Source organism: Sterolibacterium denitrificans (assembly GCF_900174485.1).
In the GTDB taxonomy this organism is placed as follows: Bacteria; Pseudomonadota; Gammaproteobacteria; order Burkholderiales; family Rhodocyclaceae; genus Sterolibacterium; species Sterolibacterium denitrificans.
In genome coordinates, this window is sequence record NZ_LT837803.1 from 1212078 (window position 1) to 1225480 (window position 13403).

Annotated in this window: 15 protein-coding genes and 1 tRNA gene; all 16 read left to right on the forward strand. The window is 62.3% G+C overall.

Features of this window, described 5'->3' with window-relative positions; translation table 11 throughout:
- Window positions 1-44: 44 nt before the first annotated feature.
- Window positions 45-887, forward strand: a complete 843-nt coding sequence (gene folP, locus SDENCHOL_RS05520) for a dihydropteroate synthase (RefSeq protein ID WP_154716330.1) — start codon at window positions 45-47, stop codon at window positions 885-887.
- Window positions 888-907: 20 nt separating this feature from the next.
- On the forward strand, window positions 908-2275 hold the full coding sequence (glmM, locus tag SDENCHOL_RS05525) for a phosphoglucosamine mutase (protein WP_154716331.1): 1368 nt from the start codon (window positions 908-910) through the stop codon (window positions 2273-2275).
- A 96-nt stretch (window positions 2276-2371) separates the two neighbouring features.
- Complete coding sequence (gene tpiA / locus SDENCHOL_RS05530) at window positions 2372-3127, forward strand: triose-phosphate isomerase (RefSeq protein ID WP_154716332.1); 756 nt, start codon at window positions 2372-2374, stop codon at window positions 3125-3127.
- Between the two features lie 20 nt (window positions 3128-3147).
- Window positions 3148-3525, forward strand: coding sequence for a preprotein translocase subunit SecG (secG, locus tag SDENCHOL_RS05535; RefSeq protein ID WP_154716333.1), 378 nt, complete (start codon window positions 3148-3150; stop codon window positions 3523-3525).
- A gap of 181 nt (window positions 3526-3706) precedes the next feature.
- Window positions 3707-3791 (forward strand) — tRNA-Leu (locus SDENCHOL_RS05540).
- A gap of 162 nt (window positions 3792-3953) precedes the next feature.
- On the forward strand, window positions 3954-4328 hold the full coding sequence (gene ndhC, locus SDENCHOL_RS05545; protein ID WP_154716334.1) for an NADH-quinone oxidoreductase subunit A: 375 nt from the start codon (window positions 3954-3956) through the stop codon (window positions 4326-4328).
- A gap of 10 nt (window positions 4329-4338) precedes the next feature.
- The gene (locus tag SDENCHOL_RS05550) at window positions 4339-4821 is read left to right on the forward strand and encodes a NuoB/complex I 20 kDa subunit family protein (protein ID WP_172955004.1); all 483 of its coding nucleotides are present in this window, start codon (window positions 4339-4341) and stop codon (window positions 4819-4821) included.
- A gap of 16 nt (window positions 4822-4837) precedes the next feature.
- Window positions 4838-5452, forward strand: coding sequence for an NADH-quinone oxidoreductase subunit C (locus SDENCHOL_RS05555; protein WP_154716336.1), 615 nt, complete (start codon window positions 4838-4840; stop codon window positions 5450-5452).
- Window positions 5453-5458: 6 nt separating this feature from the next.
- Window positions 5459-6712 carry an NADH-quinone oxidoreductase subunit D gene (locus SDENCHOL_RS05560; protein WP_154716337.1) on the forward strand — a complete coding sequence of 418 codons (1254 nt, stop codon included), beginning with the start codon at window positions 5459-5461 and terminating at the stop codon, window positions 6710-6712.
- Between the two features lies 1 nt (window position 6713).
- The gene (gene nuoE / locus SDENCHOL_RS05565; protein ID WP_154716338.1) at window positions 6714-7193 is read left to right on the forward strand and encodes an NADH-quinone oxidoreductase subunit NuoE; all 480 of its coding nucleotides are present in this window, start codon (window positions 6714-6716) and stop codon (window positions 7191-7193) included.
- On the forward strand, window positions 7190-8518 hold the full coding sequence (gene nuoF, locus SDENCHOL_RS05570; RefSeq protein ID WP_172955005.1) for an NADH-quinone oxidoreductase subunit NuoF: 1329 nt from the start codon (window positions 7190-7192) through the stop codon (window positions 8516-8518). Before nuoE ends, nuoF begins: the two co-directional genes overlap by 4 nt.
- Window positions 8512-10848 (forward strand): NADH-quinone oxidoreductase subunit NuoG, encoded by a 2337-nt coding sequence (nuoG, locus tag SDENCHOL_RS05575; RefSeq protein WP_154716339.1) that lies wholly within the window; start codon window positions 8512-8514, stop codon window positions 10846-10848. Before nuoF ends, nuoG begins: the two co-directional genes overlap by 7 nt.
- Complete coding sequence (gene nuoH / locus SDENCHOL_RS05580) at window positions 10848-11897, forward strand: NADH-quinone oxidoreductase subunit NuoH (RefSeq protein ID WP_154717366.1); 1050 nt, start codon at window positions 10848-10850, stop codon at window positions 11895-11897. Before nuoG ends, nuoH begins: the two co-directional genes overlap by 1 nt.
- A gap of 4 nt (window positions 11898-11901) precedes the next feature.
- Window positions 11902-12390 carry an NADH-quinone oxidoreductase subunit NuoI gene (gene nuoI, locus SDENCHOL_RS05585; RefSeq protein ID WP_154716340.1) on the forward strand — a complete coding sequence of 163 codons (489 nt, stop codon included), beginning with the start codon at window positions 11902-11904 and terminating at the stop codon, window positions 12388-12390.
- Between the two features lie 58 nt (window positions 12391-12448).
- Window positions 12449-13078, forward strand: a complete 630-nt coding sequence (locus SDENCHOL_RS05590) for an NADH-quinone oxidoreductase subunit J (RefSeq protein ID WP_154716341.1) — start codon at window positions 12449-12451, stop codon at window positions 13076-13078.
- 10 nt (window positions 13079-13088) lie between these two features.
- Window positions 13089-13400: an NADH-quinone oxidoreductase subunit NuoK gene (gene nuoK / locus SDENCHOL_RS05595; protein ID WP_154716342.1), complete on the forward strand. Its 312-nt coding sequence runs from the start codon at window positions 13089-13091 to the stop codon at window positions 13398-13400.
- The last annotated feature ends 3 nt before the right edge of the window (window positions 13401-13403 follow it).

The window sequence follows — 13403 nt, forward strand, 5'->3', positions numbered from 1 at the left end:
ACGCAAATGACCAGGGCTGCGCCGCAAGCGCGGCCTTTTTTGCCATGAACTCCCCGCTGCTCCACTGTGGTCGTTTCGAGTTGAGTCTGGCGCGGCCGCTGCTCATGGGCATCGTCAATCTGACCGACGATTCCTTTTCCGGCGACGGCCTGGCGGACGATGCCGCACGTGCCATCGAACACGGCCAGCGGCTGGTTGCCGCCGGCGCGCAGATGCTCGACATCGGGGGCGAGTCTTCGCGCCCGGGCGCTGCGCCGGTGTCCGCTGCGCAGGAACTGGCGCGGGTGCTGCCGGTGCTGGAAGGGCTGCACAGTTGCGGCGTGCCGCTGTCGATCGACAGCGCAAAGCCGGAGGTGATGCGGGCCGCGCTGGCTGCCGGGGCGGACATGATCAACGACATCACCGCCTTGCAGGCGCCCGGCGCGCTGGAAGTCGTCGCGGCGAGTTCGTGCGCGGTTTGTCTGATGCACATGCAGGGCGAGCCGCGCACCATGCAACTGGCGCCGCGGTATGGCGACGTTGTTGCCGAAGTCGCCGATTTCTTTCGCGCGCGCATCGCCACGGCCGATGCCGCGGGCGTGGCGCGCGAGCGTATCGTCCTCGATCCGGGCTTTGGCTTCGGCAAGACCCTGGAACATAATCTGGCCCTGCTGCGGCATCTCGCTGAATTGAGCGTGGATGGCCTGCCCTTGCTGGCTGGACTTTCGCGCAAGTCGATGTTGGGTGCGATCACCGGTCATCCGGCGCACGAGCGCGTGTTCGCCAGCGTGGCGGCCGCGCTGCTGGCCGTGCAGCGTGGGGCGGCCATCGTGCGCGTGCATGATGTGGCCGCGACGCGCGATGCGCTGGCCGTGCTCGATGCGCTCGAACACGGCCGGATACAGTGAAAATCAATGAAGGAACAAGGATGAGCCGCAAGTATTTTGGAACGGATGGCGTGCGTGGCCTGGTTGGACAGATGCCGATCACGCCGGAATTCATCATGCGCCTGGGTTACGCTGCGGGCACGGTACTGGTGGCGGATGATTTGCAGCATGGTACCTTGCCTGCAGGAGAGCGGCCGGCCGTGCTGATCGGCAAGGATACCCGGGTGTCCGGCTACCTGCTGGAAGCGGCGCTGGAGGCGGGATTTGCGGCTGCCGGCGTCGACGTCATGCTCTGCGGGCCGCTGCCCACCCCCGCCGTTGCCTACCTCACGCGCGCGTTGCGCCTGCAGGCCGGGGTGGTGATCTCGGCTTCGCACAACCCGTTTCACGATAACGGCATCAAGTTTTTCTCCGGTCAGGGGAGCAAGCTGCCCGATGCGCTGGAGCATGAAATCGAGGCGCGCCTCGAGCAGCCCATGGGTTGCATGGACTCGGCCCACCTCGGTCGGGCACGCCGCATCAGCGATGCGCAGGGGCGCTACATCGAATTCTGCAAGAGCACGTTTCCCAACGAACTCGATCTGCGCGGCCTGCGGATTGCCGTCGATTGCGCGCATGGCGCGGCGTATCAGGTGGCGCCGGCGGTGTTTCATGAGCTGGGCGCCGAGGTCGTGGCGGTCGGCGTGGCGCCAAACGGTCTCAATATCAATGACGGGGTTGGCGCCACGGCGGGCGACAGCCTGCGCCGCGCCGTGCTCGAACAGCGTGCCGATATCGGCATCGCCCTCGATGGGGATGCCGATCGCCTGCTGATGGCGGATGCGGACGGCACGCTCTACGATGGCGATCGCCTGCTGTACGTCATCGCGCGCAACCGCGGCTTCGGCAAGGCCGAGGGGGTGGTCGGCACGCTGATGAGCAACCTCGGTTTAGAACATGCCCTGGCACGCCACGGCATCGCTTTCGAGCGCGCCAGGGTGGGTGATCGTTACGTGCTGGAAACCCTGAACGAACGCGGCTGGAGCCTGGGTGGCGAGAACTCGGGACACATCATCTGCCTGGATAAGCATACGACCGGCGACGGTATCGTGGCGGCGCTGCAGGTGCTGTCTGCGCTGCGCCGCCAGGGCGTGACGTTGGCCGAGGCCTGCAGCGATCTGACGATGTATCCGCAGCGCCTGGTCAATGTGCGCCTGCCGCAGGGTTTCGACTGGCGCGGTGATCCGGGTATTCAGACGGCCAGTCAGGCGGCGGAAGCTGCCTTGAACGGCCGGGGGCGGGTGCTCCTGCGCCCCTCCGGCACCGAGCCGTTGCTGCGCGTCATGGTCGAAGGTGAAGAGAGCGGTGAAGTCCAGCATTGGGCAGAGCGCATTGCCGAGGCCGTGCGCGAGGCGGCTGCCGCAAACTGAGGCGAGAAGATCCATGGAACGATCCATGGGCCGCTTTGTTTGACCCACCGGGCTACTGGATTTTATAATGGGCGATTGATTTTTCCGGAGCATCCCATGCCTACCGCGCGTACCAAGCTTGTTGCCGGCAACTGGAAAATGCATGGCAACCTGGCGGCCAATCAGGCTTTGCTGCAGGACATCCTGTCCGGGCTCGATGCCTGCCGGACCGAAGTGGCGGTATGCGTGCCGTTTCCCTATCTGGCGCAGGCGCAGATGCTGCTGACGGGAACGCAAGTCGCCTGGGGTGCGCAGACGGTTTCCGAACATGCGCAGGGCGCCTATACCGGAGAGACTGCCGCTGCCATGCTGGCGGATTTCGGCTGCCGTTATGTCCTGGTCGGGCATTCCGAGCGCCGTGCGCTGTATGGCGAGAGCGATGCAGCGGTGGCGGCGAAGTTTGCGGCGGCGCTGCAGGCCGGTCTGACGCCTGTCCTCTGCGTGGGTGAAACGCTGGCCGAACGCGAGGCCGGCGCCACCGGGGCCGTAGTCATTCGGCAGCTCGAAGCGGTGATTGCCTCTTCGGGGGTTCAGGCGCTGGCCCGTGCGGTTGTCGCCTACGAGCCGGTCTGGGCGATCGGCACCGGCAAGACCGCGACACCTCAGCAGGCGCAGGATGTGCATGCGCTGATTCGCGGCAGGGTTGCTGCCGACGACGCGAAGGTGGCAGAGGAATTGCAGATGCTCTATGGTGGCAGTGTCAAACCGGGCAATGCCGCAGAACTGTTTGCCATGCCCGACATCGATGGCGGCCTGATTGGTGGCGCTGCGCTGGTGGCAGTGGATTTTCTGGCGATTTGCGCCGCAGCCTGATTTCAACAAGGAAACCTTAAATGCAAAATTATCTTTATTCATCGGTGTTGACGGTGCATCTGCTGGTCGGCCTGGCAATCATCGGCCTGGTGCTGATGCAGCACGGCAAGGGAGCCGACATGGGCGCCGCATTTGGCAGCGGGGCTTCGGGCAGTTTGTTCGGCGCTTCCGGCTCGGCCAATTTTCTGTCACGCACCACCGCGATTCTGGCGGTGGTGTTCTTTCTGACCAGTCTGGGCCTGAGCTACATGGCAACCAGTCGCACCAAACCGGCCGGCAGTGTGCTCGATGCCACGCATACCCAGACGCAATCCCAGACATTGCCGGGCGATTCCGGCGTGCCTCCGGCCGTGCCGTCCGGTACGGCCGAATCAAAAGCAGGGGATGTGCCGAAGTAAGGCCGGCGCGGTGGCACGAGGCGGATTCGCCGCGTGTGACGAAGACGTGCGAGAGCTGAAATTTCCTGTCCCTTGCATTGAAAAGCCCTATGGGGCTTGTGTATAATTGCGGGATTTGGTTGTGGCCCGATTGCTCTCCATTGCTCTCTGGATCGGACACATATCGGAAGTCATGAGTAACGCCGACGTGGTGAAATTGGTAGACACGCTATCTTGAGGGGGTAGTGACGAAAGTCGTGTGAGTTCGAGTCTCACCGTCGGCACCAGATTCGAGTTGTAAATCGTAAGTCGTATCGTTTGTACGGTTTGCAGGAAGCGGCAAATCGGGGCGCCAGGGGAAGTGGAGTCTGCATCGTCACCGTCTGTGTCGATGCGCCTCGGGTCCGTTGGCTGTAACAAAAACAACAGGCAGCGCAAGCGCGGTGGTCATGCTAGAAAATTACCTTCCTGTTTTTGTGTTCGTCCTCCTTGGTCTGGCAATGGGCGTGCTCCCGGTTCTGCTGGGCTGGCTCCTCGGTCCGCGCCGTCCCTACGCGGAAAAACTTTCTCCTTACGAATGCGGTTTCGAGGCCTTCGAGGATGCGCGCATCAAGTTCGACGTGCGCTACTACCTGGTCGCCATCATCTTCATCATTTTCGATCTGGAAATCGCCTTTCTGTTTCCCTGGGCATCGATCTTCAAGGAGATCGTGGCGACGGATTCGATCAAGCTGTTCGGTTTTCTCGAGATGCTGGTGTTTCTCGGCATTCTCCTGATCGGTTATATCTATGCCTGGGCCAAGGGCGCCCTGGAATGGGAATAAGAGGCGGGTTATGAGCAGTCTGGAAGGCGTCCTGCAGGAAGGTTTCGTTACCACCACCCTCGACAAGCTGATCAACTGGTCGCGTACCGGCTCGATGTGGCCGATGACTTTCGGCCTGGCCTGCTGCGCCATCGAGATGATGCATGCGGCGGCCTCGCGCTATGACATGGATCGCTTCGGCGTGATGTTCCGTCCCAGCCCGCGCCAGTCCGACGTGATGATCGTCGCCGGCACGCTGTGCAACAAGATGGCGCCGGCGCTGCGCAAGGTGTATGACCAGATGTCCGAGCCGCGCTGGGTGATTTCCATGGGTTCCTGCGCCAACGGCGGTGGCTATTACCACTACTCCTATTCCGTGGTGCGCGGCTGTGATCGCATCGTGCCGGTGGATGTCTATGTGCCGGGCTGTCCGCCGACGGCCGAGGCGCTGCTCTACGGCATCCTGCAACTGCAGAACAAGATCCGCCGCACCGAGACCATTGCCCGTAGCTGACCGAGTCGATAACGCCATGAGTGCCAAGCTGGAGAAGCTGAAACAGAGTCTGCAAAACGCGCTGGGCAGCCGCATCGCCGAGTTGCTCGATGTTTGCGATGGCCTGACGCTGGTGGTGAGGGCGGATGATTACCTGGCGGTCGCGCGCACCCTGCGCGATGATCCGAACCTGTCCTTCGAGCAGTTGATCGACCTGTGCGGCGTCGATTATTCGGCCTACGGCGAGGGCACGTCGGCGGCCTGGCGGGGCCGGCGCTATGCCGTGGTCAATCATCTGATGTCGATCAGGCACAACTGGCGTCTGCGTCTGCGGGTGTTTGCCGAAGATGACGATTATCCGCGCGTCGAATCGCTGATCAATGTCTGGAACTGCGCCAACTGGTTCGAGCGCGAGGCTTTCGATCTCTACGGCATACTTTTCAATGGCCACCCGGACCTGCGCCGCATCCTTACCGATTACGGTTTCATCGGCCATCCCTTCCGCAAGGACTTCCCCGTTTCCGGTTATGTCGAAATGATCTACGACACCGAGCAGCAGCGGGTGGTGTACCAGCCGGTGACCATCGAGCGGCGCGAAGTCACGCCGCGCATCATCCGTGAAGAAGCCTATGGCGATGACCCGTTGGGCTGACAGACTATGAGCGACATTCGTAATTACACCCTCAACTTCGGTCCGCAGCACCCGTCCGCGCACGGCGTGCTGCGCCTGGTGCTGGAGCTCGACGGCGAGGTGATCGTGCGCGCCGATCCGCACATCGGCCTGTTGCATCGCGCCACCGAGAAACTGGCCGAGCAGAAGACCTGGGTGCAGGCGCTGCCCTATATGGATCGCCTCGACTACACGCCGGTGCTGATCAACGAGCACCCCTACGTGCTGGCGGTGGAGAAACTGCTGGGAATCGAGGTGCCGCTGCGCGCCCAGTACATCCGCGTGCTGTTCGACGAGATCACCCGCATCCACAACCACCTGTTGAGCATCGGTACCCACGCGCTGGACGTCGGCGCCATGGGCATGGTGCTGTACACCTTCCGCGAGCGCGAAGACATCTTCGACATGATGGAAGCGGCCACCGGCGCGCGCATGCATGGCGCTTATTACCGTCCGGGCGGCGTGTATCGCGATCTACCCGAGGTCATGCCGCGTTATGAAGCCAACCGCTTCAAGAACGCTGCCGAAATCCAGCGCCTGAACGAGGCGCGCAGCGGCTCACTGCTCGATTTCATCGAGGACTTCTGCAACCGCTTCCCGCATTACGTCGACGAGTATGAAACGCTGCTCACCGACAACCGCATCTGGAAGCAGCGCCTGGTCGGCATCGGCGTGGTCTCGCCCGAGCGTGCCATCCAGTTGGGCTTTTCCGGGCCGATGCTGCGCGGCTCGGGCATCGAATGGGATCTGCGTCGCAAGCAGCCCTACGAAGTCTATGACCGGCTGGCGTTCGACATTCCGGTCGGCAAGGAGGGCGACAGCTACGACCGCTACCTGGTGCGCATCGAAGAAATGCGCCAATCGACGCGCATCGTCAAGCAGTGCGTCGAGTGGTTGCGCGCCAATCCGGGGCCGGTGATCACCGACGATTACAAGGTCGCGCCGCCGCCGCGCGAGAAAATGAAGTCGGGGATGGAAGAGCTGATCCATCACTTCAAGCTGTTCAGCGAAGGCATCCATGTGCCGGCGGGGGAAGTGTATGCCGGCATCGAGCATGCCAAGGGCGAGTTCGGCGTGTACCTGATTTCCGACGGGGCGAACAAGCCCTATCGCATGAAGCTGCGGCCGGCCGGTTTCGTGCACCTGGCGGCAATGGACGAACTGGCCAAGGGTCACATGATCGCCGATGCCGTGACCATCATCGGTACGATGGATATCGTGTTTGGTGAAGTGGATAGATAGCATGCTCAGCGAAGACGCAATCAAGAAAATCGATCGCGAGATCGGCAAGTATCCGGAAGGCCAGCGGCAATCCGCCGTGATGGCGGCGCTGGCCATCGTCCAGGAAGAGCGCGGCTGGCTGTCGCAGGAAACTCTGACCGAAGTGGCCGAATACCTGCAGATGGCGCCCATCAGCGTGTATGAAGTGGCGGCTTTCTACAACATGTTCGAGCTGCATCCGGTCGGCAGGCACAAGCTGACGGTCTGCACCAACCTGCCTTGCGCGCTGTCCGGTGGCGTGCACGCGGCGGATTACCTGAAGCAGAAACTGGGGATCGAATTCGGCGAAACCACCACCGACGGCTTGTTCACCCTCAAGGAAGGCGAATGCATGGGGGCTTGCGGTGATGCGCCGGTGCTGCTGCACAACAATCATCGGATGTGCAGTTACATGGACGAAGCGGCCATCGACAACCTGCTGGCCGAGTTGAGGAAGTCATGAGTTTCGAGTCCATCCTCCTGGCCGGCATCGATCCCAAGAGCGGGGATGCAACCTGGCGTCTCGAAGATTACGTCAAGCGCGGCGGCTATGCGGCGCTGAAGAAGATCATCGCCGAGAAAATTTCGCCGGATGCGATCATCGACGAACTGAAGAAATCCTCCCTGCGTGGCCGGGGCGGCGCCGGTTTCCCGACCGGCCTCAAGTGGAGCTTCATGCCCAAGGGCTATACCGGCGAAAAATATCTGTGCTGCAACTCCGATGAAGGCGAGCCGGGAACCTTCAAGGATCGCGACCTGTTGCGCTACAACCCGCATGCGGTGATCGAGGGCATGGTCATCGGCGGCTATGCGATGGGTGCTGCGCGCGGCTACAACTACATCCATGGCGAGATCTTCGCGCTTTACCGGCGTTTCGAGGAGGCGCTGGCCGAAGCGCGCGCCGCGGGCCTGCTGGGCAAGAACATCCTCGGTTCGGATTTCAGCTTCGAGCTGTTTGCCCACCACGGCTATGGCGCCTATATCTGCGGCGAGGAAACCGCCCTGCTCGAATCCATCGAAGGCAAGAAAGGCATGCCGCGCTTCAAGCCGCCTTTCCCGGCCAACGTCGGCCTGTACGGCAAGCCGACGACGATCAACAACACCGAAACCTTTGCTTCCGTTCCCTGGATCATCATCAACGGCGGCGAGAAGTTTCTCGAACTGGGCAAGCCCAACAATGGCGGCAGCAAGCTGTTTTCGGTTTCCGGCCATGTGAACAAGCCCGGCGTGTATGAGATTCCGCTCGGCACGCCGTTCCCGGAACTGCTGGACATGTGCGGCGGCGTGCGTCATGGGCGCAAATTGAAGATGGTGATTCCGGGCGGCTCCTCGGCGCCGGTCTTGCCCGCCGAGATCATGATGGATTGCACCATGGACTATGACTCCATCGCCAAGGCCGGCTCCATGCTCGGTTCGGGCGCGGTCATCGTCATGGATGAGACGGTCTGTGCCGTCAAGGCCCTGCAGCGATTGTCCTATTTCTACTACGAGGAATCCTGCGGCCAATGCACGCCCTGTCGCGAAGGCACGGGCTGGATGTGGCGCGTGGTCGATCGCATCGAAAGCGGCACCGGGCGTCGGGAAGACCTGGATCTGCTGATGAACGTCACCGAGAACATCATGGGCCGCACCATCTGCGCTCTCGGCGATGCCGCCGCCATGCCGGTGCGTGCCTTCATCAAGCATTTCCAGAGCGAATTCGAATATCACATTGAACACAAGAAATGCCTGGTGGCGCCGGAAGTCCAGCGCGAAGGCAGCAAGATCTACGTGAGGCCGTCATGCTAGACATCGAAATCGACGGCGAGGCGCTGCAGGTTGCCGAAGGCAGCACCGTCATCGAAGCCGCGCATCAGCTCGGCGTCTATATTCCGCACTTCTGCTATCACAAGAAACTGTCGATCGCCGCCAGTTGCCGCATGTGCCTGGTCGAAGTCGAGAAGGCGCCCAAGCCGCTGCCGGCCTGCGCCACGCCGGTGACCAATGGCATGAAGGTGTTCACCCACTCGCCGCTGGCCGTCAAGGCGCAGAAGGGGGTGATGGAATTCCTGCTGATCAACCATCCCCTCGATTGCCCGGTCTGCGACCAGGGCGGCGAATGCCAGTTGCAGGATCTCTCGGTCGGCTATGGCTACGACAATTCCCGCTTCATCGAAGCCAAGCGAGTGGTGGTGAACAAGGATCTCGGTTCGCTGATCCGCACCGACATGACGCGCTGCATCCACTGCACCCGCTGCGTGCGTTTCCTCGAGGAAATCGGCGGCCAGATCGAGCTCGGCCAGGCCAATCGCGGCGACCGTTCGGAGATCATGCCCTTCATCGAAGGTTCGATCAAATCCGAACTCTCCGGCAACATCATCGACCTGTGCCCGGTCGGTGCGCTGACCTCCAAGCCGTTCCGTTTCTCCGCCCGCACCTGGGAACTGGCGCGGCGCAAGTCGGTCAGTCCGCACGACGGCCTGGGCAGCAATCTGGCGGTGCAGACCAAGCACGACAAAGTGATGCGCGTGTTGCCGCTGGAAAACGAAGACATCAACGAATGCTGGCTGTCGGACAAGGACCGCTTCTCTTACGAAGCCTTGAATTCCGCGGAGCGCCTGACCAAACCCATGCTCAAGCATGGCGGCGAATGGCATGAAGTGGATTGGGCGCGGGCGCTCGATTATGTCGCCCATGCGCTGAACGACATCGCGCGCAACCAGCCGGCGGGTAGCATCGCCACCCTGGCCAGCCCGCATGCCACGCTGGAAGAACTGTATCTGGCGCAGAAACTCACGCGCGGTCTGGCTGGCGTCATCGACTCGCGCCTGCGCACCAGCGACTTCGGCCTGGATGGCCAGCGTCAGGGCATTCCCTGGCTGGGCATGAAGATTTCCGAAATCAGCCAGCTCGATCGCGTGCTGGTGATCGGCAGCTTCCTGCGCAAGGATCATCCGCTGATCGCCCAGCGCTTGCGTCGCCGCGCCAGGCAGGGTGCCCAGGTTTCCCTGCTGCACGTCACGGCCGATGATCCGCTCATCCGGCTGCATGCCAGCGCCTTTGCCGCGCCGCGTGAGTTGCCGGCGCTGCTGGCTCAGGTCGTCAAGTCGGCCGCCGAACAGAAAGGCGTGTCCGTGGCTGCCGAACTGGCGGCCGTGCAGGTCGGCGAGGATGCGCGGCGGATTGCCGCCAGTCTGCTTTCCGCAGCCAATGGCGCGGTCTTCCTCGGCAACTATGCCGAGCAGCACGCCCAGGCGGCGGTACTGCAGGCGCTGGCGCAGCAATTGGCCGAAATCACCGGCGTGCGCCTGGGTTATCTGGGGGCTGCCGCGAACAGCGTCGGTGCCTATGTCGCCGGCGCCGTGGCCCAAGGCGCGGACGACAATGCCGCGCGATTGCTGGCCACGCCGCGCAAGGCCTATCTGCTGCTGCAGACGGAACCGGAACTCGATTGCGTCAACCCGCGTGCCGCCGTGGCCGCACTGAAGCAGGCCGCAACCGTGGTGGCATTGACCGCCTTCAAGTCGGCCAGCCTCATGGAACATGCCGACGTGTTGCTGCCGGTTGCGCCGTTTACCGAGACTTCGGGCAGTTTCGTGAATGGCGAAGGCCGGCTGCAGAGCTTCAATGCCGTGGTCAAGGCCCAGGGTGAAGCGCGCCCGGCCTGGAAAGTGCTGCGCGTGCTGGGCAACCTCACCGGGCAGGACGGTTTCGATTACGCCAGCAGCGAAGACGTGCGCAACGAATTGCTGCCGGAGGCGCCGGCATTCGTCGCTGGCCTGAACAACCAGGCGCGTGCCGTCTGCAGCGCGGCCGACCTCCAGTCCTCAGGCAAGGGTCTGCAGCGCATTGCCGAAGTGCCGAGCTATTTTGCCGACGCCCTGGTGCGTCGCGCGCCCAGTCTGCAGAAGACGCCGGATGCCGCCCCGCCTGCGGCGCGCATGAGCGCGGCAACCCTGCAGCAGTTGAACCTGACCGCCGGGCAGAACGTGCGCGTGCGCCAGGACGGCGGCGAAGTGCAACTGCCGGCGCAGATCGACGACAGCCTGCCCGATGGCTGCCTGCGCGTGGCGGCAGCCCATGCCAGCACGGCGGCGCTGGGTGCGGCCACCGCTGAAATTACTGTGGAACGTGCATGATGATGGAACTCCTCAAGCCCGTGCAGGACGTCCTCGGCCCCTGGTGGCCGCTGGTCTGGACGCTGGTGAAGATCGTCGGCGTGCTGCTGCCGCTGCTGCTCTGCGTGGCCTACATGACCTATGCCGAACGCAAGGTGCTGGCCTACATGCATGTGCGCATCGGCCCGAACCGCATCGGTCCGGTCGGTCTGCTGCAGCCTTTTGCCGATGCGCTGAAGATGATCTTCAAGGAAGTCATCATCCCCGGCAAGTCGAACAAGGCGCTGTTCATCACCGGCCCGGTACTGGCCTTCGCTCCGGCGCTGGCGATCTGGGCGGCGGTGCCTTTCTCCGACGGTTATGTGCTGGCCAACATCGATGCCGGCGTGCTCTACATCCTGGCGATTTCCTCGCTGGGCGCCTATGGCGCGATCATCGCGGGCTGGGCGTCGAACTCCAAATACGCTTTCCTCGGCGCGATGCGCATGACGGCGCAGATGGTGTCGTATGAAATCGCCATGGGCTTCGCGCTGGTGACCGTGCTGATGATTTCCGGCAGCCTCAACTTGACCGAAATCGTCCATGGCCAGGGGCGCGGCATGCTGGCCGAGACGCCCGTGCAATTCCTTTCCTGGAACTGGTTGCCCTTGCTGCCGATGTTCCTGGTGTATGTGATTTCCGGCGTCGCCGAATGCAACCGCAGCCCTTTCGACGTGGTGGAAGGCGAGTCGGAAGTCGTCGCCGGCCACATGATCGAATATTCCGGCATGGCCTTCGCGCTGTTCTTCCTCGCCGAATACGCCAACATGATCCTCGTCTCGCTGATGACGGCGATCTTCTTCCTCGGCGGCTGGCTTTCGCCGGTCAGCTTCCTGCCGGACGGCTTCGCCTGGCTGGCGCTGAAGACGGCGGCCCTGTTGTTCGGCTTTCTCTGGTATCGCGCCACCTTCCCCCGCTACCGCTACGACCAGATCATGCGTCTGGGTTGGAAGGTGTTCGTGCCGCTGTGCATTGCCTGGATGCTGGTTATCGGCGTCTGGATGATGTCGCCGCTCAACATCTGGAAGTGATGTCATGGGTGCAATGAAACAGTTCATCAACAGTCTGTTCCTCACGGAGTTGCGCGCCGGCATGGCCGTGACCTGGCGGTATCTGTGGAAGCCGAAGATCACCATCCAGTATCCGGAAGAGAAGACCCCGCAGAGCAATCGTTTCCGCGGCCTGCATGCCCTGCGCCGCTATCCGAATGGCGAGGAACGCTGCATTGCCTGCAAGTTGTGCGAAGCCGTCTGCCCGGCGATGGCCATCACCATCGAGTCGGACGAGCGTGACGATGGTTCGCGCCGCACCACGCGCTATGACATCGATCTGACCAAGTGCATCTTCTGCGGCTTCTGCGAGGAAGCCTGTCCGGTCGATGCGGTGGTGCTCACGCGGATTCATGAATACCACGGCGAAGCGCGCGGCGATCTGTACTACACCAAGCAGATGCTGCTGGCGGTGGGCGACAGGAACGAAGCACAGATCGCGAAGGACCGCGAACAGGATGCCCAATTCAGGTAAGGAGTGAAGGGGAGCCGGCTGACTGCCCGTTGCGGCATGCAGATACTCACCGAGAACCATGGACTTCAAAATCGCAATTTTCTATTTCCTTGCTGCCGTGATGGTATTCGCCGCCTTGCGCGTGATCACCGCGCGCAATCCGGTGCATGCCGTCCTCTTTCTGGTGATGGCATTCTTCAATGCCGCCGGTATCTGGCTGCTGCTGCAGGCGGAGTTTCTCGCCATCGTGCTGGTGATGGTGTATGTCGGCGCGGTGATGGTGCTGTTCCTGTTCGTGGTGATGATGATCGACATCAACATCGAGCGGCTGCGTGAAGGCTTCTGGCGCTACTTGCCGCTGGGGGCGCTCATCGGCGGTTTCATGGTGCTGGAAATGGCGCTGGTGCTCGGCGGCAGTTATTTCTCGGCCGGGACCATGCCGGCGCCGGCCGAGCTCGCTGCGGACTTCAGCAATACCAAGCAGCTTGGCCGTCTGTTATTCACCGAATATGTCTATCCGTTCGAACTCGCTTCGGTCGTGCTGCTGGTGGCGATCATTGCCGCCGTGATGATCACGCATCGCCGCCGCAGCGACAGAAAGTCGCAGCGCGTACCGTCACAGGTCGCGGCCAGCAAGAGTGAACGGCTGCGTCTGGTGAACATGCCCAGCGAGCAGGAAAGCCCCGCAGCGGCGGCAGAGAAGGAATAAGGAAACGGATATGGGCAGCCTGTCTCTCTCACACTATCTGATCCTGGGCGCGATTCTTTTCGCGATCAGCGTCGTCGGCATCTTCCTCAACCGCAAGAACCTCATCGTGTTGCTGATGGCGGTGGAATTGATGCTGCTGGCGGTGAACATCAACTTCGTGGCTTTTTCGCACTACTTGGGCGATCCCAACGGCCAGCTTTTCGTCCTCTTCATCCTGACGGTGGCGGCGGCGGAAGCGGCCATCGGCCTGGCGATCCTGGTGGCGCTGTTCCGCAATCTCTCCACCATCCATGTCGATGACCTCGACAGTCTCAAGGGTTAAATC

Coding starts and splice junctions, on each gene's coding strand:
- folP (WP_154716330.1), top strand. CDS start 45: ATGAACTCCCCGCTGCTCCACTGTGGTCGTTTCGAGTTGAGTCTGGCG.
- nuoH (WP_154717366.1), top strand. CDS start 10,848: ATGATGGAACTCCTCAAGCCCGTGCAGGACGTCCTCGGCCCCTGGTGG.
- glmM (WP_154716331.1), top strand. CDS start 908: ATGAGCCGCAAGTATTTTGGAACGGATGGCGTGCGTGGCCTGGTTGGA.
- SDENCHOL_RS05560 (WP_154716337.1), top strand. CDS start 5,459: ATGAGCGACATTCGTAATTACACCCTCAACTTCGGTCCGCAGCACCCG.
- nuoI (WP_154716340.1), top strand. CDS start 11,902: ATGGGTGCAATGAAACAGTTCATCAACAGTCTGTTCCTCACGGAGTTG.
- SDENCHOL_RS05590 (WP_154716341.1), top strand. CDS start 12,449: ATGGACTTCAAAATCGCAATTTTCTATTTCCTTGCTGCCGTGATGGTA.
- nuoG (WP_154716339.1), top strand. CDS start 8,512: ATGCTAGACATCGAAATCGACGGCGAGGCGCTGCAGGTTGCCGAAGGC.
- nuoF (WP_172955005.1), top strand. CDS start 7,190: ATGAGTTTCGAGTCCATCCTCCTGGCCGGCATCGATCCCAAGAGCGGG.
- SDENCHOL_RS05555 (WP_154716336.1), top strand. CDS start 4,838: ATGAGTGCCAAGCTGGAGAAGCTGAAACAGAGTCTGCAAAACGCGCTG.
- nuoK (WP_154716342.1), top strand. CDS start 13,089: ATGGGCAGCCTGTCTCTCTCACACTATCTGATCCTGGGCGCGATTCTT.
- nuoE (WP_154716338.1), top strand. CDS start 6,714: ATGCTCAGCGAAGACGCAATCAAGAAAATCGATCGCGAGATCGGCAAG.
- secG (WP_154716333.1), top strand. CDS start 3,148: ATGCAAAATTATCTTTATTCATCGGTGTTGACGGTGCATCTGCTGGTC.
- SDENCHOL_RS05550 (WP_172955004.1), top strand. CDS start 4,339: ATGAGCAGTCTGGAAGGCGTCCTGCAGGAAGGTTTCGTTACCACCACC.
- tpiA (WP_154716332.1), top strand. CDS start 2,372: ATGCCTACCGCGCGTACCAAGCTTGTTGCCGGCAACTGGAAAATGCAT.
- ndhC (WP_154716334.1), top strand. CDS start 3,954: ATGCTAGAAAATTACCTTCCTGTTTTTGTGTTCGTCCTCCTTGGTCTG.